At 66.5% G+C, this 23192-nt stretch carries 24 protein-coding genes; 19 read left to right on the top strand and 5 right to left on the bottom strand.

The features are described 5' to 3' along the window. Positions 1-488: 488 nt before the first annotated feature. From ACQR1D_RS23295 to ACQR1D_RS23235, 13 genes are all read left to right on the top strand, one after another. Positions 489-833 carry a hypothetical protein gene (locus tag ACQR1D_RS23295; protein WP_316238448.1) on the top strand — a complete coding sequence of 115 codons (345 nt, stop codon included), beginning with the start codon at positions 489-491 and terminating at the stop codon, positions 831-833. A gap of 20 nt (positions 834-853) precedes the next feature. Continuing rightward, positions 854-1426 (top strand): TlpA disulfide reductase family protein, encoded by a 573-nt coding sequence (locus ACQR1D_RS23290; RefSeq protein ID WP_316238449.1) that lies wholly within the window; start codon positions 854-856, stop codon positions 1424-1426. Between the two features lie 128 nt (positions 1427-1554). After that, entirely contained in the window at positions 1555-1902 is a 348-nt protein-coding gene (locus tag ACQR1D_RS23285; protein WP_315804499.1) for a BufA1 family periplasmic bufferin-type metallophore, read from the top strand. Between the two features lie 55 nt (positions 1903-1957). Next, positions 1958-2845: an MNIO family bufferin maturase gene (gene bufB, locus ACQR1D_RS23280; RefSeq protein WP_434894086.1), complete on the top strand. Its 888-nt coding sequence runs from the start codon at positions 1958-1960 to the stop codon at positions 2843-2845. Then, on the top strand, positions 2829-3620 hold the full coding sequence (locus ACQR1D_RS23275) for an HvfC/BufC N-terminal domain-containing protein (RefSeq protein WP_316238451.1): 792 nt from the start codon (positions 2829-2831) through the stop codon (positions 3618-3620). Before bufB ends, ACQR1D_RS23275 begins: the two co-directional genes overlap by 17 nt. Further along, on the top strand, positions 3617-4015 hold the full coding sequence (locus tag ACQR1D_RS23270) for a DoxX family protein (protein WP_434894085.1): 399 nt from the start codon (positions 3617-3619) through the stop codon (positions 4013-4015). The genes ACQR1D_RS23275 and ACQR1D_RS23270 overlap by 4 nt, the downstream gene beginning before the upstream one ends. Further along, positions 4005-4637 (top strand): sigma-70 family RNA polymerase sigma factor, encoded by a 633-nt coding sequence (locus ACQR1D_RS23265; RefSeq protein WP_315804502.1) that lies wholly within the window; start codon positions 4005-4007, stop codon positions 4635-4637. Before ACQR1D_RS23270 ends, ACQR1D_RS23265 begins: the two co-directional genes overlap by 11 nt. After that, positions 4634-5302 carry an NrsF family protein gene (locus ACQR1D_RS23260; protein WP_434894084.1) on the top strand — a complete coding sequence of 223 codons (669 nt, stop codon included), beginning with the start codon at positions 4634-4636 and terminating at the stop codon, positions 5300-5302. Before ACQR1D_RS23265 ends, ACQR1D_RS23260 begins: the two co-directional genes overlap by 4 nt. A 135-nt stretch (positions 5303-5437) precedes the next feature. Beyond that, the gene (locus ACQR1D_RS23255; RefSeq protein WP_316238453.1) at positions 5438-6106 is read left to right on the top strand and encodes a hypothetical protein; all 669 of its coding nucleotides are present in this window, start codon (positions 5438-5440) and stop codon (positions 6104-6106) included. 778 nt (positions 6107-6884) lie between these two features. Further along, entirely contained in the window at positions 6885-7493 is a 609-nt protein-coding gene (locus ACQR1D_RS23250; RefSeq protein WP_315805845.1) for a nuclear transport factor 2 family protein, read from the top strand. 310 nt (positions 7494-7803) lie between these two features. Next, positions 7804-8847, top strand: coding sequence for an aromatic ring-hydroxylating dioxygenase subunit alpha (locus ACQR1D_RS23245; RefSeq protein WP_315805846.1), 1044 nt, complete (start codon positions 7804-7806; stop codon positions 8845-8847). 6 nt (positions 8848-8853) lie between these two features. Beyond that, a complete protein-coding gene (locus tag ACQR1D_RS23240) occupies positions 8854-9609 on the top strand; it encodes a GntR family transcriptional regulator (protein WP_315805847.1) in 756 nt (251 codons plus the stop codon). 10 nt (positions 9610-9619) lie between these two features. Beyond that, a complete protein-coding gene (locus tag ACQR1D_RS23235) occupies positions 9620-10600 on the top strand; it encodes a PDR/VanB family oxidoreductase (protein WP_434839127.1) in 981 nt (326 codons plus the stop codon). A 12-nt stretch (positions 10601-10612) separates the two neighbouring features. Here ACQR1D_RS23235 and ACQR1D_RS23230 read toward each other — a convergent pair whose 3' ends face one another. Together ACQR1D_RS23230 and ACQR1D_RS23225 are read right to left on the bottom strand one after the other, a co-directional pair. Next, positions 10613-11263, bottom strand: a complete 651-nt coding sequence (locus ACQR1D_RS23230) for a hypothetical protein (protein ID WP_434839126.1) — start codon at positions 11261-11263, stop codon at positions 10613-10615. Positions 11264-11401: 138 nt separating this feature from the next. Then, positions 11402-12436 carry a uroporphyrinogen decarboxylase family protein gene (locus ACQR1D_RS23225; protein ID WP_434839125.1) on the bottom strand — a complete coding sequence of 345 codons (1035 nt, stop codon included), beginning with the start codon at positions 12434-12436 and terminating at the stop codon, positions 11402-11404. Positions 12437-12607: 171 nt separating this feature from the next. Here ACQR1D_RS23225 and ACQR1D_RS23220 point away from each other — a divergent pair, with 171 nt between their 5' ends. The 3 genes from ACQR1D_RS23220 (at position 12608) to hemC (ending at position 16501) form a co-directional block, all read left to right on the top strand. Continuing rightward, positions 12608-13786, top strand: coding sequence for an acetate/propionate family kinase (locus tag ACQR1D_RS23220; RefSeq protein ID WP_316178016.1), 1179 nt, complete (start codon positions 12608-12610; stop codon positions 13784-13786). A 96-nt stretch (positions 13787-13882) separates the two neighbouring features. Then, positions 13883-15508 (top strand): GMC family oxidoreductase, encoded by a 1626-nt coding sequence (locus tag ACQR1D_RS23215; protein ID WP_434839124.1) that lies wholly within the window; start codon positions 13883-13885, stop codon positions 15506-15508. Positions 15509-15523: 15 nt separating this feature from the next. Next, entirely contained in the window at positions 15524-16501 is a 978-nt protein-coding gene (hemC, locus tag ACQR1D_RS23210; protein ID WP_315805852.1) for a hydroxymethylbilane synthase, read from the top strand. 4 nt (positions 16502-16505) lie between these two features. Here hemC and hemE read toward each other — a convergent pair whose 3' ends face one another. Then, positions 16506-17537 (bottom strand): uroporphyrinogen decarboxylase, encoded by a 1032-nt coding sequence (gene hemE, locus ACQR1D_RS23205; RefSeq protein WP_434839260.1) that lies wholly within the window; start codon positions 17535-17537, stop codon positions 16506-16508. A 197-nt stretch (positions 17538-17734) separates the two neighbouring features. On the opposite strand from hemE, the gene ACQR1D_RS23200 reads away from it, so the two are divergent. Together ACQR1D_RS23200 and ACQR1D_RS23195 are read left to right on the top strand one after the other, a co-directional pair. After that, positions 17735-17977 carry a hypothetical protein gene (locus ACQR1D_RS23200; protein ID WP_434839123.1) on the top strand — a complete coding sequence of 81 codons (243 nt, stop codon included), beginning with the start codon at positions 17735-17737 and terminating at the stop codon, positions 17975-17977. Between the two features lie 170 nt (positions 17978-18147). Further along, positions 18148-20058, top strand: a complete 1911-nt coding sequence (locus ACQR1D_RS23195; protein WP_434839122.1) for a diguanylate cyclase — start codon at positions 18148-18150, stop codon at positions 20056-20058. A 13-nt stretch (positions 20059-20071) separates the two neighbouring features. On the opposite strand, the gene ACQR1D_RS23190 is transcribed toward ACQR1D_RS23195, so the two are convergent. Both ACQR1D_RS23190 and ACQR1D_RS23185 read right to left on the bottom strand, forming a co-directional pair. Then, complete coding sequence (locus ACQR1D_RS23190) at positions 20072-20299, bottom strand: SlyX family protein (protein ID WP_315805856.1); 228 nt, start codon at positions 20297-20299, stop codon at positions 20072-20074. After that, positions 20286-21065: a rhodanese-related sulfurtransferase gene (locus ACQR1D_RS23185; protein ID WP_316218623.1), complete on the bottom strand. Its 780-nt coding sequence runs from the start codon at positions 21063-21065 to the stop codon at positions 20286-20288. Before ACQR1D_RS23185 ends, ACQR1D_RS23190 begins: the two co-directional genes overlap by 14 nt. Before the next feature lie 132 nt (positions 21066-21197). On the opposite strand from ACQR1D_RS23185, the gene ggt reads away from it, so the two are divergent. After that, positions 21198-22784 carry a gamma-glutamyltransferase gene (gene ggt / locus ACQR1D_RS23180; RefSeq protein WP_315805858.1) on the top strand — a complete coding sequence of 529 codons (1587 nt, stop codon included), beginning with the start codon at positions 21198-21200 and terminating at the stop codon, positions 22782-22784. The last annotated feature ends 408 nt before the right edge of the window (positions 22785-23192 follow it).

Below are 23192 nucleotides of genomic sequence, written 5' to 3'. Positions count from 1 at the left end.
GGGAGTCATCATCCGGAAGAGCACATCGTGCGACGAAGCCTTGTGCAACACCTTGGGAGGTCGTGAAGCGTTTGTTTCCCGCCGTTCTGTTGGTTGCGGCTAACTAATCGAACGCGAGCAGATGAATCAAGCGGGGGCAGCCGCCCTGGATCGATCACGACCGGTCAATTGGATGTGAGCGGGCAAGTCGAACGCACGTGCTGCGCCGACCGCGATCCGCGCCGATGCGCATGACTTCGACGGCTGCGCGTGGCCTGGCACTTGGCCGTCGTGGTAATGAGGGCGTCACGGTCCACGACATCCCGGCGATCTTCGTCCGCTCGCAAGACCGTGCGTCGGAGCGCGGCTCCTTTCGGGTCGTCGGACCGGAACTACCCGTCGCACGACTGTGATTTGCGCGGCCGTGACGAGCCGCCTGGTAACCTTTCCCGGTCCGAGATCGTATCGTCGAATGGCAGCATCCGGACACGCGGGTGGGAGGTATTCAATTGCACAAGAGGCAGCCGCGCATCGTGCGCATCACGCACCGTCCCAGCGGCGAGGTCATCGCCGAGGGGCCTGTCGGACTCTGGGACATCACGCCGTTCGAGGGAAACTTCTACATTCGGTGGCGCTGCCTGAGAACACGCCATCTGCGTCCGAACTGGATTCCCGGACTGTGCATCTACAAATTCCTGTATGTGTGGCTCGACCTGGAGCTCCCGGACGGCCGGCGCGAGCCGTCGATCGGATGGCTGTACTGGCTGCCCAATCCGCTGTTCGCCTTCGTCGCGTTCCGGCCCGCCGTTCCGCAGTTTTCGCCAGCGCTTGCCATCGAGGAACTGGCGCGGTGAGCGTTGCGAGCCGGCGCGAGGTGATCGGCGGGCTGCTGACGGCGCTCATGGCGCGCGCGGGATCCGCTTCGGCTGCATCCGCCGACGACGACGTGCCTGCCTTCACAACCGGCCGTCACCAACTCACGCTGTTGCGGCCGCAGCAGAGCCTGCCGGCGATACGGCTGTTTCGCCTCGACGGCGGTACGCTCGATCTCGCCGCGCTACGCGGCGCGCCAATCGTACTGAATTTCTGGGCCTCGTGGTGCGCGGCCTGCCGCATCGAGCTGCCGGAGCTCGATCGGCTTGCACGCAGTGTCGCGCGCCAGCGCCTGCACGTCCTCGCGGTATCCGAAGACCGCAGCGATCGCGACAGTGTCGGTCGCTTCGTGCGCGCGCTGAGGCTGACGTCGCTGTCCATCTGCCTCGATCCGAACGGATACGTGGCGCAATCCGGAGACGACGGTGGCAGGCCTGCGCCGTTTACGCTGTATGGCATGCCGATCACCTATCTGATCTCGGCTTCAGGTCTGATCGTCGGATACCTCCCGGGTGCGGCCGACTGGTCGTCGTCGGCGGCGGCAGATCTGCTCGAATATCTCGGGCGCAACTGAGCGATGAATCGCGAAGCAGTCAGCGTAACCTTCCGATGCATTGGAGCGAACCGATGGACAGGCGCGCCGATGGCCGCCAGACACCTGCAATGTCCGCAGGCTGAAACCCGGAGAATGGAGGAATTCGCATGTCCAATCGCACGCTGTCCGCAATGATCGTCGGCGCATTTGCGGTCGCTGCCGGCGCGCTCGCCGTCACGTCCGCCTCGGCGGAGACGATGGCCAAGGGCGACATGGAAAAGATGATGAAGGCCAAGCAGGCCGAGACCATGAAGGCCATGAAGGACGGCAAGATGGAGAAGTGTTTTGGCGTCGCGCTGAAGGGCCAGAACGACTGCTTTGCTGGCGCCGGCACGACCTGCGCGGGTACCAGCACGATCGATTATCAGGGCAATTCGTTCAAGCTGGAGCCGAAGGGGACTTGCACGACAATGCAGACCCCCAAGGGTCCGGGTAGCCTGACGCCGAAGGCCTGAGACATCGTCGGCAGGCTGCTTGCGGCCCGCCATTTCTCTCGATCGGAGTCTGCACGTGGCACGCGCGCAATTCTCGACGGCCGGCCGGATCCCCGCGCGGGGCGGCGTCGGCCTCAAGGCCGAGCACTATCGCGGTATCGTCGAAACGTGGCCCGATATCGGCTTCTTCGAAGTCCATGCCGAGAACTACATGGGCGCGGGCGGGCCGCCGCATCGCTATCTCACGGCCGTTCGCGAGCGCTATCCGGTGTCGCTGCATGGAGTCGGATTGTCGATCGGGGCCGATCGGCCGCTCGACCAGGCCCATCTCGGCCGTCTCAAGCATCTGGTCGACCGCTACGAACCAGGGTTGTTTTCCGAGCACCTCGCCTGGTCGTCGCACGGTAGCGGCTTTCTCAACGATCTGCTTCCGGTTCCCTATACGAGCGAGACCCTTATCCGCGTCTGCGATCACGTCGACAAGGTGCAGAGCGTGCTCGGCCGGCGGATGCTGCTGGAAAATCCATCGACCTACGTCGCGTTCACCGAGAGCAACTGGTCCGAGCCCGACTTCATCGCCGAGGTCGCCCGCCGCACCGGCTGCGGGCTGCTGCTCGACGTCAACAACGTCCATGTCGCCGCGACCAATCAGCAGTGGGACCCGCATGGCTATCTCGCCGCCTTGCCGCTCGCGCAGGTGCTGCAGGTCCATCTTGCCGGCCACGCCCGCGAAGTCGACGAACATGGCAGGCCGCTGCTGATCGACACCCACGACCGACCGGTCGACGACGTCGTCTGGTCGCTGTATGCGCATGCGATCCGCGCGACCGGCCCGGTGCCGACATTGATCGAGTGGGACGCTGAGGTGCCGCCATGGCAGGTGCTTGCGGCGGAGGCCCGCCGCGCAGAGGCCGTCATGCTCTCGCCGTCGATGGAGGTGGTCTGTAATGCCGCCGCTTGCTGAACGTCTCGGCGGCTTTGCGCGCGCACTGCTCGATCCCGCGCAGCCGGTGCCTCCAGGTCTGGTCGGGCCGGACGGGAGGCCGAGCGACCGCCGGTTCGGAGTTTATCGCAACAATGTCGTCGCCGGCTTGACGGCAACGCTGAAGGACGCCTACCCGGCGGTGTATCGCATCGTCGGAGCGGAGTTCTTCCATGCCATGGCGCGCTGCTATCTGTCGTCCGAGCTACCGAGCTCGCCGATCCTGCTCGACTATGGCAGCGGCTTCGCGGCGTTCATTCGCGGCTTCGCGCCGGCGTCGGTGCTGCCGTATCTCGCCGACGTCGCAGCGATGGAGCGCGCCTGGACCGAGTCGTATCATGCGGCGGAAGCCGAGCCGGTCACGCCTGCGGCTTTCGCCGCCGTAGCGCCGGCCGATCTGCCGGCCCTCCGCCTGCACTTGCATCCATCCCTGCGGCTGGTGTGCTCGGCGTTTCCCGTGCTTACGGTCTGGCAGATGAATGTCGCGGAGGGAATTGCTGGCCCGGTCGATCTCGACGCGGGCGGTGGTGAGGCGGTTCTGATCGTCCGTCCCGAAGCCGATGTCGTGGTTCGCGCGATCCCGTCGGGCAGCCTTGCGTTCGTTCAGGCCTTGTTGGCCGGTCGGTCGATACTGATGGCGGTCGAAGACGCGCTGCGCGAGGACGCCGGCTTCGACCTTGCCGGCACCCTGCACGATCTGATCCATGGCGGAGCCGTGATCGGCTCCGACCACGTGACGATGGCGGAGGCGTCATGAGCGCGGACAGCCGGGCTCTCGCGTTGCCCATGTCGGATGCGATCGATCGGCTCGTGCGGCTGGCTCTGATCGTCGCGCCGCCGATGCTGCGCATCGCGCTTGCGGTGCCGTTCTTCAGATCCGGGCTCACCAAATGGGATGGCTTCCTGTCGCTGTCACCGGCCGCGGCGTATCTGTTCGAGGACGAGTTCAAGCTGCATCTGTTCGGTCAGGCCTATGATTTTCCCTGGCCTGCGGTGTTCGCTCATCTCGATGGCGTGGCCGAGATGCTGCTGCCGGTTCTCCTGGTGGCCGGGCTGGCGACCCGGATCAGCGCGCTCGGGCCCGGGCTCATCAGCCTCGATCATCTCGTCCTGTCGCTCGGTCGAAAGCTGGAGGGCGCCGATGGGCAGTGACCAGAGCGGTCCTGCACCTCGGCTGAGGCTCGTCCCGGTGGACGCGCCGAGCGGGGCGGACCTCAAGCCGGGACGGCGCGCGCTCGATTGGGCGATTCTGATGGCGCATGCCCAGGAGGGTGATCGTGTCGCCTATCAGCGGCTGCTGCAGGAGATCACGCCCTACCTTCGCTCTCTCGCGGCACGGCGCTGCAAGCAGCGCAGCGACATCGAGGACGCGGTGCAGGACGTGCTATTGACCATTCACTCGGTCCGCCACACCTACGATCCGACGCGCCCGTTCGCGCCGTGGCTGGTGACCATCACCAACCGTCGCCTGATCGACCGAGTACGGCGGCAGTCGCGCCAATGGCGGCGTGAGACTGTGTTGTCTCCCGAGCACGAGATCGCAGCCGAGCCCGAGACCGGCGTGGAGGCGGCGCCCGACCGCCGCGAATTGGAGCTGGCGATCGACAACCTCCCGCCCGCACAGCAACAAGCCGTGCGCCTGTTGAAGCTCAGGGAGCTGTCGCTCAAGGAGGCCTCGGCGGCAACCGGAATGTCCACGACCTCATTGAAGGTGAACATGCATCGCGCTCTGAAGAGTCTTCAGAAGCTGCTCATTCCGCGGAACGAGCCATGATCCAGACCGGCGATCTGATCGACTCTCTTGCGAACGACATGCGGCCGGTCAAGCGGCTGCGGCCGCCGCTGCTGCGTGCCTGCGGCTGGCTGATCGGGGCAGGCGCCGTAGTGGCGCTGCTCGCCGTCAACCAGGGGATCCGTCCGGATCTGGCGCAGCGTCTGCACGATGCGCCATTCGTGACCAGTCTCGTCGGCTCGATCCTGACCGGCGTGCTGGCCGCGATCGCGGCATTCCTGGTCAGTCTTCCCGACCGCTCGCGGTGGTGGATGCTGCTGCCGATGCCGGCGCTGGCGCTATGGCTGTCCAACATCGGCTATCAGTGCCTCACCGACTGGGTTGCGGTTGGTCCCGACGGCATGAGCCCTGGCGAGGCGGCCCGCTGCTTCACGACGCTTGCTGTGACGAGCCTGCCGTTGTCGCTGGCCCTGCTGGTGATGCTGCGCTACGCGGCGCGTCTGCGGCCGACCATCGTCGCCTTGACCGGCGGCCTCGCCGTGTCCGCGATCACGTCGACGGCGCTCGCGCTGTTTCATACGATCGACGCCTCGGTGATGATCCTGATGTGGAACGTCGGAACGGCTGTCCTGCTGATCGGCGCGGGTGGCCTGTTCGGCCGTCGGATGTTCGGCTGGGTCGCGCCGCGCGTCTTTGCGCAGGACTGAACTCGTGGTCGGTGGACTGACGGGGACCGTAACCTTCGTCGTGCTTGGAGCGAACAGTCTCCGGGCTCAGGCGCAGACAGCCCCTCGGGACGCGCATCGCGCGTCGATGTTCACAGGCGCGAGGAGAATGAGACAATGCAACGATCGAAAAGCCTTGCCGGGTTGGCCAGCGTGGCGCTGATGCTGGCGGCGCTCGTGCCGTCCGGCGCCAGCCGGGCTGCCGATGCGACCCATCTGTCGTTCGTCACCCACGCGGCATTCTTCTCGGCGGAGACGAAGCAGCCGAAGCCGCTCGATCCCCATGCCTTCGTCGCGGACGCCGCGGCGTTGGCCGCCGTCGGGCCGCAGAACATCTCCCACGTCGCGGGTTTCCGTCCGGCCTTCATCGAGCAGGATGCGAAGACCGCCGCGGTCGCCAATGCGAATGGCGAGCCGATCGGCTTCACGCTCGGCGACTGGCTCGCGGCGAGCGGCAGCGTGACGCTCACTCCTTCGGCCGGCGGCAAGGTCGAGATCGCCATGAGCTTCGACCATCTGAAGCCGGGCGGTCACTACAGCCTGTTCGAGAATCACTTCGATCAAAAGCCGGTCGGCTTCACGCCGCTCGATGGCACTGCGACGGCCAATGATTTCGTGGCCGGGCCGGACGGCAGGGCGAAGCTGACGATCATCGCGCCGCAGCCGCTGACCCACGACAACGCCGTGCTGCTGGTCTATCACAGCGACGGCATGACGCATGGCGCGAAGCGCGGCGACATCGGCGTCAATGCCCATCACCAGCTGATCGCGCGGATTCCGGAATAGATCATCGGCTGCGATCCCGCTGGGCGTCACGCGCCGCGGGATCGTTGCCAGCGGGCTTCGATCCAGGACTCCCAACTCGTCGTCAGTGGCTTGCGCTCCGTCATGGCCGGCCGGACCTTTCGTCAGAACGAGGATGCAAGGTTACCCACCGGCCGCGACCATCGGCGAAAATAATGATTGCTGGTTTTCAGAAAACATGCTTATATCTCTGCAACCCGCCTCGAGCAGAGGGACGTACGCGTCGTCACGAACGTGGAGGCGGGCTGCGATGGACGTGACGGCTGTGCCAGACGAGCGCAGCCGTGACGGACGGCGAAGTCGTGTGGTCCTGGCCTCTCGACGCTGAGGTCAAGTTCGCGGTCGTTGCTTATGGGCACGCGCGGGCGATGGGGGCAAGAAAGCCGATCCCCAGGGAGAGCACGAAGGACACCGTAAAACTATCGCGCGGGGAAGGCCGGGTCTGTCCGGCTGTACCTGTGGTACCTGCCGCCTGCATTCTTTTGAGCAGGCGGGCCACGGGCCTCAGCCGAGGTCCGGCCTTCCTCGCGCCCTCTCGTATTTCAGGAGGGACATGATTGCCGCATGACCTGGGCGCTGCGCGCCGCGGGAATGTGGGGCCGTGTCTCTGTAGCCGGCAGGGCCAACTCCGTCCTTCGGTGTCTCAAGGCCGGGACGACACCGAATTTGTCGCACGCACCGGGCAGCCATGATCAGCCGTGCCTTTGCAGCGCACTCCCGATCCCGTATCCAGCAGCAACAACGCAAAGAGGAAACCACCATGACCAAGACCGCCGCCGAGATCGAGGACGACCGCCAGATTCGCGAGCTGTTGCAGAATTGGGCGATCTGGCGCGATGCGGGCGATTGGGAGCGCTTCCGCACGGTGTGGCATCCGGATGGGCGGATGATGGCGACGTGGACGCAGGGCACCGGCGACGAGTTCATCGAGATCAGCAAGGCGGCCTGGGCCAAGGGTGTCAACATCCTGCACTTCCTCGGCGGCATCTCGGTCGATCTCGCCGGTCATCGCGCGATCTCCCAGACCAAGATGACGATCTCGCAGCGGGCCGAGGTCGAGGGCGTCGTCTGCGACGTGCTGTGCACCGGCCGCTTCTACGACTTCCTCGAGAAGCGCGCGGGCAAATGGGGCATCGTGCTGCGCCAGCCGATCTACGAGAAGGACCGCATGGACCCGGTGACGCCCGGCGCGGTGCCGGCGCTGGACCGTGCGCTGCTGGAGCAGTTTCCCGTGGGGTATCGGCATCTCGCTTATCTGCAGACGCGCATCGGCTACACGGTGAAGCGCGACATGCCCGGGCTGAAGGGGCCGGAGGTCGAAGCGCTCTATGCGCGCGGCGCCGCGTGGCTTCGGGGCGAGGGGCTGTGATCGTCGACCCCTGCCTCGCCGGAGCCGCGCTCCGAACGGGACCAGCTCTCGCCGTGAGGGGCTGATCCGGCGGATCTCTGGTGCCGTTACAGAGCGGGTGACTGTGGCTCGGAGTGCGTAGCGAGGAATCAGCGCAAGTACCTGAATCAGAAAGGATTGTCTGTCAGCCTTGTTCCTTGGAGCGGAACCGTCGCGCGGGTGCTGTATACAGGATCGGCAGTTTTTGCCGAAAGAAGGCGGAACTTGCGTCTCATCCTTTGCTTGCTGTATACAATGCTCAGTTGGAAGTATACCGACACGAGGACACGCCATGGCCGCTTCTTTTCCGATGAATGCATGGTACGCCGCGGCCTGGGACGCCGAGGTCAAGCAGGCCCTGCTGCCGCGGACGATCTGCGGCAAGCACGTCGTGATGTACCGCAAGGCCGATGGCACCATCGCCGCGCTGGAAGATGCCTGCTGGCACCGGCTGGTGCCGCTGTCCAAGGGCCGGCTGGAAGGCGACACCGTCGTTTGCGGCTATCATGGCCTGAAATTCAGCCCGCAGGGCCGCTGCACCTTCATGCCGTCGCAGGAGACCATCAATCCCTCGGCCTGCGTACGTGCCTATCCGGCTGTCGAACGGCATCGGTTCATCTGGCTGTGGATGGGCGATCCGGCGCTGGCCGATCCCGCTATTATTCCCGACATGCACTGGAATCACGATCCGGCCTGGGCCGGCGACGGCAAGACTATCCACGTCAAATGCGACTACCGGCTGGTGGTCGACAATCTGATGGATCTCACGCACGAGACCTTCGTGCACGGCTCGTCGATCGGCAACGACGCGGTGGCCGAAGCGCCGTTCGACGTCACCCATGGCGAGCGCACCGCCACCGTGACGCGCTGGATGCGCGGCATCGAGCCGCCCCCATTCTGGGCGAAGCAGCTCGGCAAGCCGGGCCTGGTGGACCGCTGGCAGATCATCCGCTTCGAGGCGCCGTGCACGGTGACGATCGACGTCGGCGTCGCGCCGACCGGGACGGGCGCGCCGGAGGGTGACCGCTCGCAGGGCGTCAACGGCATGGTGCTCAACACCATCACGCCGGAGACCGACACGACCTGCCATTATTTCTGGGCGTTCGCCCGCAACTACCAGCTCACCGAGCAGCGGCTGACGACCGAGATCCGCGAGGGTGTGTCGGGCATCTTCCGCGAGGACGAACTGATCCTGGAAGCGCAGCAGCGCGCGATGGACGAGAATCCGGGGCGCGTGTTCTACAATCTCAACATCGATGCAGGCGCAATGTGGGCACGGCGGATCATCGATCGGATGATCGCGCGCGAAACGCCGCTGCGTGAAGCCGCGGAGTAGAATGGAATGGCCGAGCGTGACAGCGAGCGTTCGATCTCGCAGACCGTCCGAGCGCAGCTCACCTTGCGCGACCTGATCCTCACCGGCGGCTTGCGCCCCGGTGAGCGCATATCCGAGCTGCAGGCGGTCGAGGCCGCCGGCGTCTCCCGCACGCCGGTGCGCATGGCGCTGGTCCGGCTCGAGGAGGAGGGGCTGCTGGAGGCGATTCCGTCCGGCGGCTTCATGGTGAAATCGTTCTCCGAGCGCGACGTGCTCGACTCCATCGAGGTGCGCGGCACGATGGAAGGACTGGCGGCGCGGCTCGCCGCCGAGCGCGGCGTGTCCGTGCGCGACACCGAGCCGATGCGCGAATGCCTCGCCCAGATCGACGAACTGATCGCGCCCGCCGAGCTCTCCTTCGACGGCTTCTCGGCCTATGTGGCGCTGAATGCGCGCTTTCATGCCTTGCTGGCCGAGTTGTCGCGCAGTCCGCCGGTGATCCGCCAGGTCGACCGCGCCAGCGCGCTGCCGTTCGCCTCGCCGAGCGGATTCGTGATGGCGCAATCGGCGCTGCCGGAGGCGCGCCACATCCTGGTGGTCGCGCAGGAGCATCACCGCATCGTCATCGATGCGATCGAGAACCGCGAGGGCGCCCGCGCCGAGAGCATCATGCGTGAGCATGCCCGGCTGGCCGCCCGCAACCTGCGGCTGGCCGTGAAGGCGCGTGGTCCGATGGACCTGGTGCCGGCGGCGGTGCTGATCAAGACGCAGATCAACGGCTGAGGAGGCGATCATGCGTTTCCAGGACAATTGGTCGCCTGCGACCCTGGTCTCGACACGCGACCTTGCGCCGGGCATCCGCGAATTCATCCTGCGGCCCGACGGCTATGTCTGCGCGCCCTATGCGGTCGGCAGCCACATCAAGGTCGGCGTCCTCGCCGGCGGCCAGCCCGATGTCCGCTCCTATTCGCTGGTCGGCGAGGCGGACCCGCGGGGCTACCGGATCGCCGTGCGCTTCGCCGAGGATTCCCGCGGCGGATCGCGCTATCTGTGGTCGCTGCAGCCCGGCGCGCGGCTGGACGTGGCGAGCCCGACCTCGCTGCTGCAGGTCGATTGGCAGTATCAGCATTATTGTCTGGTCGCCGGCGGCATCGGCATCACGCCGCTGGTCGGGGCGGCGCATGCGCTGCTGCGCAAGACGCCGAGCGTCTCGCTGCATTACGCGGTGCGATCCCGCGGTGATGCGGCCTACCTCGATGAGCTCTCGGCGCTGCTCGGCGACCGTCTCGCGGTGTATGCCGCGGACCAGTCGCAGCGGCTCGACCTGACCGATCTTTTTTCGAGTCTGCCGTCCGGAGCAGCCGTGCTGTTCTGCGGACCGATGCGGATGCTGGATGCCGCGCGCAGCGCGTGGGCGGCGTGCGGCCGCGCGCCGGCCGATCTCAGCTATGAGACGTTCGGATCGAGCGGCCGGCTGTCGACCGAGCCATTCAAGGTCCGGCTGCGCGACAGCGGCGAGGAGATCGTGGTGCCGCGCGACCGCTCGATGCTCGACGTGCTCAATGCCGCCGGCCACGAGGTCATGGCGGATTGCCGGCGCGGCGAGTGCGGCGTCTGCGCGGTTGACGTCGTCGAAGTCGAGGGCGAGATCGATCATCGCGACGTGTTCTTCAGCGCCGAGCAGAAGCACGAGAGCCGCAAGCTTTGCGCCTGCGTTTCCCGCGCCCACGGCGTGGTCACGATCGATACGCTGGAGCGGGCCGACGCGCTGTGAGCGCACTGCCGGCTATTTGTCGGCGAGCAGGTTGACCGGCGTCGCCGACGGCGGCTTGCCTGAGGACTTCCGGCCGCTCTGCTCGGCTGCGACGGCGGCGCGTGCGGCCTTCAGGCGTGCATCGGTCTCCTTGTCGGCCAATAGCGCGTCGGTGAGGTTCGCTTCGGCGGTGTACGCCGCCTCGGCCGCGGCCTTGGCCGCCGCGATGTTGGCTGCGGTGGGATTGGCCTTCGCCAGCGCCTCCGCCGCGTCGCGGTCGGAAATGGCCTTCTCGTTGGCCGCCAGCGCGGCATCGAGATTGGCGTCGGCGACCGTCTCGGCCGCATCGGCAGCCGCCAGCGTCGCCGCGGCCGGACTGAGCGGCGGCCGGGGGCGCAATGGTTTCGCTGCCGCCTGCGGCTTGACGGCCTGGGCCTGCGGCGGGAACGCGGGCCGAGAGGGTGGTGGCAGTGCCGTTGGCTGCTGGATGGGAGGCGGCTGGAGCGATGGCATGGTCGGCACGAGCCCGATCGGCACCATCCGCGCAAACGAGCTGCGCGCGTCGCGCATCAGGCCGCCCATGATATCGTCGAGCGGGTCGGCCATCGCGGTCCCGCTCACCGCTGCGCCGGCAAGCATGCCGATCGCGGCGGCGACGTTCCTCGTCGTGATGCAGACGGCCATCGGAGCCTCCCTCGCGACGAAATCGGGCCAGCCGACCCCCGGCGCTCACCGCCTGCCTTATTCCGGAAATGGGTTTGCAGGGTGGCGCCATCGTGGAGCGCCGCGCCCGACGTGCGCCGCATCTGCCACATTGGGCTGTCAGGCGAGTTCCTCGCGCACCCGCGCCGCCGCCGCGCACATCGCCTTCAATTTCCCGAAGGCGGTCGCGCGCGGCAGATATTTCATGCCACAGTCGGGCGCCACGACCAGCCGCTCCGGCGCCACCACTTTCAGGCCGTTGCGGATGCGCTCGGCCACGACAGCGATCGGCTCGATCTCGGGATCGCCGAGATCGAGGACGCCGAGCACGATGGTCTTGGTCGAGAGATCTCTGAGAACGCCGAGGTCGAGCCGCGGCTGCGCCGCCTCGATCGCGATCTGCGCAGCGTGGCAATCGGCAAGCTCGGCCAGGAACGCATATCCGCTCGGCTTGCTGGAGCCCGGCACGATGGCGGCATAACCGAAGCAGACGTGAACGATGGTGGGCACCGTAATATGATCCAGAGCCCGGTTGATCGCCTTGACGGCATAGCGCCGCGCCGCCTGCGGATTGTTGCGGACCCAGGGCTCGTCGAGCTGGATGACGTCGGCGCCGGCGCGTTGCAGGTCGCGGGCCTCGGCATTGACGACCTCGGCGAAAGCCATCGCGAGCGCCTCGTCGTCGCCGTAGAAGTCGTCCTGGGCCTGCTGGCTCAATGTGAACGGCCCGGGCAGGGTGATCTTGGCGGCACGCCGGGTGTTACGGCGGAGGAACTCCATGTCGCGCAGCTCGACCGGCTGCGTCCGCCGGATCGGACCGACGACGCGCGGCACTGGCGTCTTGATCCCGGACGGCGAGATGATGATGGCGGGATTGTCGGCATCGACGCCGTCGAGCGCGGTCGCGAACCGGTTGGAGTAGCTTTCGCGCCGGATCTCGCCATCCGACACGATGTCGATCCCCGCCTGTTCCATGTCGTGGATCGCGACGATGGTCGCGTCGTCCTGGGCGTCGTCGAGCAGCGGCCGGGGAATGCGCCACATGCCCTGCATGCGAATGCGAGGAACGGATTTCGAGAGCATTGCGCGATCGACCAGCCAATCCGGCTGCGGGTAGCTTCCGACCACGGTGGTCGGGAGGAGATGTCGACGCATATTCACGCAATGGCCCTCCCGCGGGTCCGACTCAACCTTGGGTACGATGGCAGACGATAATTCGGTGTCAGAATGCAACCTAGCGTTTTGTTCGTCTTCGGATCGTCATGGAAATAATTCGTATTTTCTGCAGTTTATCAGTTCAACATTCGTCACGAGGCGGCATCACCGATGCAACACATCCTGACCCTCAACTCCGGCTCATCCTCGATCAAATTCGCCTTGTTCGAGGAAGATGCCGTCCTTGTCGAGACCGTGCATGGCCAGATCGAGGGGCTTGGCCGCAACGCGCCGCATCTCGAAGCAAAGCTGAGGGGCGCTCCGCTGGCCGATGAACGCCTGGATGCAGCGAGCGCCGCCGATCACGAAGCGGCTCTCGGCGTCGTGCTCGAGGTCCTGCAGCGCGCCATCGGCCGCACCGAAGTCGACGCCGTCGGTCACCGCGTCGTTCATGGCGGGCTCGCATTCACGCGGCCGATCGTCGTCAATGACGATGTTCTGAATGATCTGCAAAAGCTCATTCCGCTGGCGCCGCTGCACCAGCCTCACAATCTCTCTGGTGTCCGCGCCGCCCATCGCGCCTTTCCTGGCGCCATGCAGGTCGCATGTTTCGATACCGCGTTCCATCGCTCGCACCCCTGGGTTAACGACACCTACGCCTTGCCGCGCGAGCTCTACGATCAGGGCGTCCGCCGCTACGGCTTTCACGGCCTGTCCTATGAATACGTCGTGTCGCGATTGAAGGAGATCGCTCCGCTCGACGAGAAGGGCCGGGTGGTCGTGATGCATCTCGGCAACGGCGCCTCGATGTGTGCGATCCGGGATGGGCAGAGCATCGGTTCGTCGATGGGCTTCACGGCACTCGACGGTCTGCCGATGGGCACGCGCTGCGGTCAGCTCGACCCTGGCGTCGTTCTCTATCTGCTTGAGGAGAAGCGCATGACGGCCGAGGCGGTCACCGATCTCCTCTACAATCACTCGGGCCTCAAGGGATTGTCGGGGTTGTCGCAGGACATGCGCGAACTGGAGGCCGCCGGCACGACGGAGGCGCGGCAGGCGATCGACTACTTCGTCGACCGCATCAGGCGCGAGCTCGGCGCTATGGCCGCGATCCTCTCTGGCATCGACGCGGTGGTGTTCTGCGGCGGGATCGGCGAGCATGCATGGCGCATTCGCGAGCGCGTCTGCCAGGGATTCGAGTGGCTCGGGATCGCGTTGGACGAAAGCCGCAACCGCGCGAGCCATTCCTTGATCTCTTCGGACCAGTCGCGGGTGCGTGTGCGGGTGGTCAATACCGATGAAGAGATGATGATCGCACGGCACGCCGCGCGGCTGCTGAAGCAGTCATGACTGAGATGGCCGACCAGACCTGCTGATTTGCCGCTTGCATGCGCCGGCTTTTGGTATCATCGAGGATGAAACAACAACAAGGCCGGTGGGGAAGCGATGGAAGGCAGCGCAGCGTTGCGTGAGACGGACCTGGAGTTCGACTATATCGTGGTCGGTGCCGGCTCGGCCGGGTGCGTTCTCGCCAACAGGCTCAGCAGTGACGGCAAGCACACGGTGCTGCTGCTCGAGGCCGGTCCGAAGGACACCAACATCTGGATCCACGTTCCGCTCGGCTACGGCAAGCTGTTCAAGGAAAAGACCGTCAACTGGATGTACCAGACCGAGCCGGAGCCGGGGCTCGACGGCCGCTCGGTGTTTCAGCCGCGCGGCAAGGTGCTCGGCGGCTCCAGCTCGATCAACGGCCTGCTCTATGTGCGCGGTCAGCACGAGGACTACGACCGCTGGCGGCAGCGCGGCAATGTCGGCTGGGGCTATGACGACGTGCTGCCCTATTTCAAGCGGGCGGAAAATCAGTCCCGCGGCGCCGACGACTATCATGGCATCGACGGCCCGCTGCCGGTGTCCGACTGGCGGCACGAGGACCCCTTGTCTGAAGCCTTCGTGAAGGCGGCGGTCGAGGCCGGGTTGCCCTTCAATGGCGACTTCAATGGTGCGAGCCAGGAGGGCGCGGGGTTCTTCCAGACGACGACCCGGCGCGGCCGTCGCGCCAGCACCGCGGCCTCCTACCTGCGGCCGGCGCTCGGTCGCAGCAACCTGCACGTCGAGACCGACGCGCTGGCCCAGCGGATCGTGTTCGAGGGACGCCGGGCCGGCGGCGTCACGTTCAGCCAGCGCGGCCGGATGCGGACGGCCCGCGCCCGCAGGGAGATCCTGGTGTCGAGCGGCGCCTACAACTCGCCGCAACTGCTGCAGCTGTCCGGGGTCGGTCCGGCCGAGCTGTTGAAGCAGCATGGTCTCGACGTGGTCCTCGATGCGCCCGGTGTCGGGAGTGACCTGCAGGACCATCTGCAGGTGCGTATCGTGATGCGCTGCAGCCGGCGCATCACGCTCAACGACATCGTCAACAATCCCGTGCGCAAGGTGCTGGCTGGCGCACGCTATGCGGCCTTCCGCAACGGTCCGCTGACGATCGCGGCGGGGACGGCCGGCGCATTCTTCAAGACCGATCCGCGGCTTGCGAGCCCGGACATCCAGATCCACTTCATCCCGTTCTCGACCGACAAGATGGGCGAGAAGCTGCACACCTTCTCCGGCTTCACCGCCTCGGTCTGCCAGCTCAGGCCCGAAAGCCGCGGTTCGCTGCGGATCAGGAGCGCGGATCCGACGGTGCCGCCGGAAATCCGCATCAATTATCTCGCCAGTGAAACCGACCGGCGGGCCAACGTCGATGGCCTCCGGATCCTGCGGAAAATCCTGGCGGCACCGGCGCTGAAGCCGTATGTCTCGGGTGAAGCCTATCCGGGGTCCAAGATCGTGAGCGATGACGACATCCTGGCCTATTGCCGGCAGACCGGCAGCACGATCTACCATCCGACCTCGACCTGCCGGATGGGGACCGATGCTGTCGCCGTGGTCGATCAGCGCCTGCGGGTGCGCGGCGTCGACGGCCTGCGCGTGGTCGATGCCTCGATCATGCCGGACCTGGTTTCGGGCAACACCAACGCGCCGGTCATCATGATCGCGGAGAAGGCCTCCGACATGATCTTGCAGGACGCGCGCTGACGCAGGAATGAGTTCGTGACACGTTTCCGGATCGGCACCCGCAAGAGCACGATGGCCTTGGCGCAGACGGAGGAGATCGCCCGCCGGCTGCAGGCCGCGATTCCGTCGCTCGACATCGAGATCGTCAAGTTCGAGACGACGGGCGATTCCGACCAGACCAGCAAGCTGCTCACCCATGGCGGCAAGGGCGGGGCGTTCGTGGCCGAGATCCGCCGCGCCATGCTGGATGGCAGGCTGCATGCAGCAATGCACTCGCTGAAGGACATGCCGGGCAACGAGGAAACGCCGGGGCTGGTGGTTGCGGCGCTGCTGTCGCGCGATCCGCCGGGCGACGTGCTGGTGCTGCGGCGGGGGCTGTCGCTGGACGAATTCCGCAACGATGGCGGCCGGGGCTTCAAGATCGGCACCAATGCCGTGCGCCGCGCCGCCTATGCGCGACGACTGTTTCCGCAGGCCGAGCTGATCCATTTTCGCGGCGCGGCCGATACCCGCATCCGCAAGCTCGACAATGGCGAGCTGCAGAAGCTGCCGGACGGCGGCGCCGTGGGGCCGGCTGATGCGTTGATCATGGCGCGCTCCGGGCTGGAGCGGGTCGGCCTGTCCGACCGCGCCTCCTATGACTTCCCGGTCGCCGACATGCTGCCGGCGGTCGGGCAGGGCATCGTCGCCGTCGAATGCCCGGCCTCCGACTGGGACACGCGGCGCATCCTGGCGACCATCGACGATGCGGCGGCGCGGACCTGCGCCGACGCCGAGCGCGAGGTGCTGTGGGTGCTCAACGGTCACTGCAACTCGCCGATCGCTGGCTTTTCGACCATCGACGGCGGTCAGCTGACGCTGACCGCCTCGGTGCTCGACGAGGATGGCGGCCACTTCATCGAGGCGCAGCGCTCGGCGCCGGCGGATCGTCCGCGCGAGCTCGGCCGGGCGGTCGGGCTCGATCTGCTTGCCAACGGCGCGGCGGAGCTGATCGAGCGCAGCCGGCCGCGCTAGCAAGTCATCCCTTGTAGGCGCGGACCCGCGCCAGCATCTGCTCCACATGGGCGATCGGGGTTTCCGGCAGGATGCCGTGGCCGAGGTTGAAGATGTGGCGGCCGCCGGAATAGCTCGCCAGCACGTCGTCGACCGCCTGGTCGAGCGCCGCGCCGCCGGTGATCAGTGCCAGCGGATCGAGATTGCCCTGCACCGCGACCTTGCTCTGCACCTTCTCGCGCACGAGGCCCGGCTCCGCGGTCCAGTCGATGCTGACGGCATCGATGCCGGTTTCGGCGACATAGCCGGGCAGCAATGCACCGGCCCCGCGCGGAAAACCGATGATCTTCGCATCCGGACGTACCTTGCGGACGCCCTCGACGATGCGCCGTGTCGGCGCGACGGACCAGCGCGCGAACTCGCGCGGCGACAGCACGCCTGCCCAGGTGTCGAAGATCTGCAGCGCGTCGGCGCCGGCCTCCAGCTGCTTCAGGAGATAGGCGATCGAGCTGTCGACCAGCGCATCGATGATTCTGCCGAACGCATCGGGATGCCGATAGGCGAGCAGCCGCGCTGGCGCCTGATCAGGCGTGCCTTGGCCTGCGACCATGTAGGTCGCGACCGTCCATGGAGCGCCGCAGAAGCCGATCAGCGCGGTGCTCCGCGGCAGCTCGGCCCGCACCTTGCGCAGCGCCTCGAACACCGCTTCCAGCTTCGACAAATCGGCCTTCGCCGACAGCGTCGCGATCTTGTCCGGCGTATCGAGCGGGTCCAGCCGCGGGCCTTCGCCGATTTCGAAGCGGACGCTGCGGCCGAGCGCGTGCGGGATCACCAGAATGTCGGAAAAGATGATCGCCGCATCGAAGCCGAAGCGCCGGATCGGCTGCAGCGTGACTTCGGCCGCGAGTTCGGGATTGAAGCAGAGGTCGAGAAAGCCGCCGGCCTTGGCGCGGACCTCGCGGTACTCCGGCAAATAGCGGCCGGCCTGCCGCATCATCCAGATCGGGGGCACGCTCTGCCGCCGTCCGGCCAGCACGTCGATGAAGGGCTTGTTCACGGCAGTCTCACTCACGCTGGGGCTCCGCAACTTTCGGGAACAGTTTACCGTCCGTGATACATGCCCACGCGGTTCCGGCCAAGGTGATATCGACGCGGAAGCGGCGGGAGATACGAGCGCCATTGCGGTCGCCGGCCGCCACATCTCGCGGAACACGTCTTTCGCCACTGCGTTGTCGTTCCACAGGGAGATTGACCATGGCTGAGAAATTCAATCCTGCACCCCACGACAAGCACGCGGTCGATCCGCGCGAGGCCGCGCGTCTCGATCGTGAGACGGTCACGCAACTCGACAAGGGACTGATGGATACGTTCCCGGCATCGGATCCGGTGAGCCTGCAACAGCCCTCGACGACCCGAGCGAAGGACGACGACGTCGACCACGATCCGGCGCATGCGTCATCGTTGTGGGACAAGGTGCGATCGGTGTTCGCCCGTTGAACTAACAAGCGGGACGCCGCTTGCGACCGCGGATTTCTCGGTGTGGCTCCGTATTTGTACGGGAGCAGCCGTAGTCTTACGGGCCGCTGCGGACACCTTCGGAGCAGCCGCATTTCAGAGTTAAATAAGATGTCCATGGGAACCTCGGCGCGTCCGGAGAGTCCCGCGGAATGGACGTTGGTGCGACCAGAGTTGATCGAGGCCGCCTGCCCATGTGGGCGGCTGGCGTGCTGGCGCTCGTGTCGGTCGCCATTCTCGCTTTCAGCATCTGGGGCGAATGGACCTCCCGTCAGGCGGAGGTGCGAAATGCCGAAACCGATCTCAGCAATCTCGCTCATTCGCTCACCCAGCACGTCGAGGACACATTCGAGCTTGCGGATTCGCTGTTGCGCGGCGTCGTCGCCGCCCTCGAAACCGATGACGGCAAGCCCGGCGCGATCACCCGACTGCAGACGATCCTGAAGGCGAGGAAGCCCAATCTCGGGCGCATCCGCGGCATCTTCGCGTATGGCGAAAACGGCGACTGGCTCGCGACCACCGAGGACGTCACGCTCGCCAACTACAACAATGCCGATCGCGACTACTTCGCGCACCACAGGGTTTCCGCCGATCGTTCGCTGCTGATCGGTCGCCCGGTGCAGAGCAGGGCTGGCGGCCAGTGGGTCATCACCCTGTCGCGGCGCTGGAATCACGCGGATGGCCGGTTCGGCGGCGTCGTGCTGGCAACCATCGACGTTGCCTATTTTGCTCAGTTCTACCGTCAGTTTGCCGTCGGTCGTCAGGGCACGATCAGCCTGATGAGCCGCGATGGGGCCGTCCTCGCCGACAATGCGGAGCCCGACGCTCAGACGGTTGGGCGCCCCATCCTCGAAGCGATTCCCTATCATCCTGCGTCGGGGACGCTGCATTTCCGGCGGCTCGGCGAAACGTCCGACCGCATCGGGTTCTATCAGCACGCGCAGCGCTATCCGTTCCTCATTCTGGTGACGCGCACGGAGGCGGAGGTGCTGGCCGAATGGAAACGTGATGCGCTCATTCGGCTCACGGTGCTGGTCTGTCTGGTCGCGCTCGTCATTGCGATCGGCATCTTCCTCGCGAAGCAGTTGCTGCAGCGCCAGCAGCTCGCCGCGGCGCTGGCCGCCAAGGAAGAAAACTTCCGGCTGCTCGCCGAAGGCTCCAGCGACATCGTGACGCGGATCGAGCTGGACGAATGCATCGGCTACGTTTCGCCCTCGACCATGCGCGTGCTGGGCTGGCATCCGTCGCAGCTCCTGGGCAAGCGCGCGCTCTCCGGCGTGCATCCGCTCGATCGCCCGCAGTTGCAGGAGATCCTCGATCAGCTCAGGCGAGGGGCCGTCGACGAAGCCCGCGCCACCTATCGCATGCGCCGCCGCGACAAGTCTGAGATCTGGGTCGAGGCCACGATCCGCGCCACCCGTCAGCCGGATGGTGCGCTCGACGGCTTCGTCGCGGTCACCCGCGACGTGACCCAGCAGAAGACGCTGCAGGGCCGGCTCGAGACACTGGCCATCGAGGACGGCCTCACCGGGCTCGCCAACCGCCGCCGGTTCGACGAGCGGCTGCTGGAGGAGTGGGGCAGGGCCTACCGCGACAAGACCTCGCTGGCGCTGCTGATGATCGACATCGACCACTTCAAGGCCTTCAACGACGCCTATGGCCATCCGGCCGGCGACGAGTGCCTGCACACCGTGGCCGGCATTCTCGCCGACGAGGCGCAGCGCAGCTCGGATCTGGCCGCCCGCTACGGCGGCGAGGAGTTCGCCATCCTGCTGCCGAACACCGATGCCGGGGGCTGCGCCAGGCTCGGCGAGCGGATCAGGCGGGCACTGCACGAGGCCCGCATCGTCCACGATCACAACCCGGCGGGAATCGTCACCGCGAGCATCGGCGGTGCGGTGTGCCGGCCGGGCTTCGAACGCTCCGCCGGCCCGGCCTCGCTGATCGAGGCGGCGGACCGCGCGCTCTATGCCGCGAAGGACGCCGGCCGCGACCGCCTGATCATGGCCGGCGAGGTGGTCGACCTGCCCGCCGGCAAGGCGCCGGCGACCGTCCCGGCGTGAGATCGCCGCCTGCTCAGTAGTGCGGCGGCGGCTCATTGCGCGGCCCCTCGGTATTGCCTTGCGCCTCCTCGAGCCGCTCCACCAGCAGGGCGACCTGTCGCTTCAGCGCATCGATCTCGCGCCACTGCGCGGTGATGGTCTGGTTCAGCGTCTCGATCGTGTCGTCCTGAAACGTCAGGCGCATCTCCAGCGTGTCGATCCGCTCGCCGAGCTGCGCGTTGGATTGCTCAGAGCTGTTCATCGCGTGCGCCCTCCGGAACGGCCTTGATCGTGGCCTCGCTGTGCTCCCGCAGCCCGTGACCGAGCGCCACCCGTTCGTCGAACACGAAACAGCCGCCGCGCCAGCGGCTCTCGGATTCCGGGGTCTCCTCGAGATATTTCAGGATGCCCCCCTTGAGGTGGTAGACCTCGGAAAAGCCGCGCGCCAGCAGCAGCGCGCTCGCCTTCTCGCAGCGGATGCCGCCGGTGCAGAACATCGCGATCCGCTTGTGCCTGGCAGGATCGAGCGCGCGTGCGGCAAAATCCTTGAACTGCCCGAAGCTCTGCAGGCCCGGATCGATTGCGCCCTCGAACGTGCCCATCGCCACCTCGAACGCATTGCGGGTGTCGAGCACGACGGTATCGGGCGCTGCGATCAGCGCGTTCCAATCGGCGGGACTGACATAGGTCCCGACCTGGCGGGTCGGATCGGCGGCGGGATCGCCGAGCGTCACGATCTCCCGCTTCAGCCGCACCTTGAGGCGCCGGAACGGCATGGCGGTGGCGCGCGAGTATTTCAGCTCCAGATTGTCCAGCCGGCCGGCGAACAGCATTCCGTCGCGAAACTCGCCGACGAGGGCGGCAATTGCCGGCTCGGTCCCGGCCACGGTGCCGTTGATGCCCTCCTCGGCCAGCAGGACGCTGCCCTTGATGCCGCGTTCGGCGCAAAAGGCGTGGAGCGGCGCACGCAGGTCGCGAAAATCCGGCAGGGCGACGAACTGATAGAAGGCGGCGACGGCGAGGGGCATGCGGCCGTTTACCAGCAGAGCTGACCATAGAAAAGCTGGTATCCCCGGGCATTGCCGAGCCCGGAAGGAATGTGCGATGTAGCCGGCCAGCACTGGTATTCCAACCACCACACGATCACGCAGCGAGCAACGATGAGAAGCTTCCATTTCCCCGGCAGGTCGACGGTCCACGCCCAGAACGGAATGATCGCGACATCGCACCCGCAGGCGGCGCTGGCCGGGATCGAGGTGCTGCGGGCCGGCGGCACCGCGGCCGATGCGGCGGTGGCAGCCTGCGCCCTGCTCGGAGTGATCGAGCCGCAATCGACCGGTATCGGCGGCGACTGCTTCGCCCTGGTCCAGCCCAGGGGCGAGGGCCGGATCATGGCCTATAACGGCTCGGGCCGGGCGCCTGCCGCCGCGACCGTGGACTGGTACCTCGAGCGCAAGATCCATTCGGTGCCGCTGACCTCCGCCCACGCCGTCTCCGTGCCCGGTGCCATCGATGCCTGGGCGCGCATCCTGCACGACCATGGCCGGCTCGGCCTCGACCGGCTGCTGCAGCCGGCGATCCGCGCCGCCGAGGACGGCTATGTGGTGGCGCCGCGGGTGGCCTTCGACTGGAACAACCAGTTCGAGAAGCTCAAGAACGGCACCAACACCGCGCGCTACTTCCTGCCGCGCGGCAAGGCGGCGGCGGTCGGCGACGTGATCCGCCAGCCGGAGCTGGCGCAGACGCTGCGCGTGATCGCCAAGGAGGGGGCGAAGGGCTTCTACACCGGCGCGGTCGCCGAGGACATGGTGCAGACGCTGCGCGGCATCGGCGGCCTGCACACCCTGGAGGACTTCGCCAATCACCAGACCGAGGTGACCTCGCCGATCGGCACCACCTACAAGGATCACGACGTCTGGCAGTGCCCGCCGAACGGCCCGGGCATCACCATGCTGGTGATGCTCAACATTCTTTCCCGCTTCGACCTCACGCGGATCGATCCGCTCAGCGTCGAGCGCTTCCACCTCGAGGCCGAGGCCGCGCGCATCGCCTACATGATGCGCGAGCAGCATATCGGCGACCCCGCGCACATGACCACCGAGGTCGCGAGCATCCTCGCCAAGGAGTTCGCCGACGAGTACATCTCGCAGATCAGCCTCGACAAGCTGCTCGATCTGCCGAACGTCGCGCCGCCGATGAATCCGGAGACGGTCTACATCACCGTCGTCGACCGCGACCGCAACGTCTGCTCCTTCATCAACTCGATCGCGCATTCGTTCGGCTCGGCCATCGTCTCCAACGAGACCGGCGTGCTGCTGCAGAACCGCGCCGGCGGCTTCCGCATCCAGCCCGGTCATCCGAACTGCATCGGTCCGGGCAAGCGTCCGCTGCACACCATCATCCCGGCGCTCGCCACCAAGGCCGGCCGCGCCCAGATGTCGTTCGGCGTGATGGGCGGCCAGTATCAGCCGGTCGGCCAGACCCACGTGCTGACCAACATCCTCGATTATGGCTGCGACGTGCAGGAAGCGATCGATATGGCGCGCGGCCTGCATTACGAGGGCGTCTATCAGCTCGAGGACGGCGTGCCGGCCGATGTCGTCGAAGGCTTGCAGAAGATCGGCCACAAGACCACCAAGGTGGTGTCGCCGCTCGGCGGCGGCCAGGCGATCTGGATCGACTGGGACAAGGGCACGCTCACCGGCGGCTCCGACCCGCGCAAGGACGGCTGCGCGCTGGGATATTGAGGCGGGCGCGTTCTCGCGGACTATCTCACCATCACTGCGCTTGGGCCCAGTCGTGTCCACACATTCCGCTGTCGTCCCGGCCTTGAGCCGGGACCCATACCCCCAGGGAGCGGTTTGAGGCAGGCTGGCAATTGGCTTTTTGCCCATCACGTCTGCTGCGGCGTATGGGTCCCGGATCGGAGCCGCGACGCGCTGGCGCGCGTCACGGCTTGTCCGGGACGACAGCGGTGGGTTTGGCGGATTCACAATTCAAACAGCCATCGAGTTGAAGACATGAGGACGTGATCTCGCGGCGAGACTCGCCCGAGGTCTGCACTTGGTCGTCCCTCGCAATCATGCAGAGGGCGCAGGGAATGCCGGGTGAAGGCCTCACCCATGGCCCGCCTGCGAAAAAAATGCAGGCGGCAG

Origin of the sequence: Bradyrhizobium sp. HKCCYLRH2047, assembly GCF_051168175.1 — a bacterium.
GTDB lineage: Bacteria > Pseudomonadota > Alphaproteobacteria > Rhizobiales > Xanthobacteraceae > Bradyrhizobium.
The sequence above is the reverse complement of the archived record's forward strand: the minus strand, read 5'-3'. Positions and strand labels throughout refer to the sequence as shown.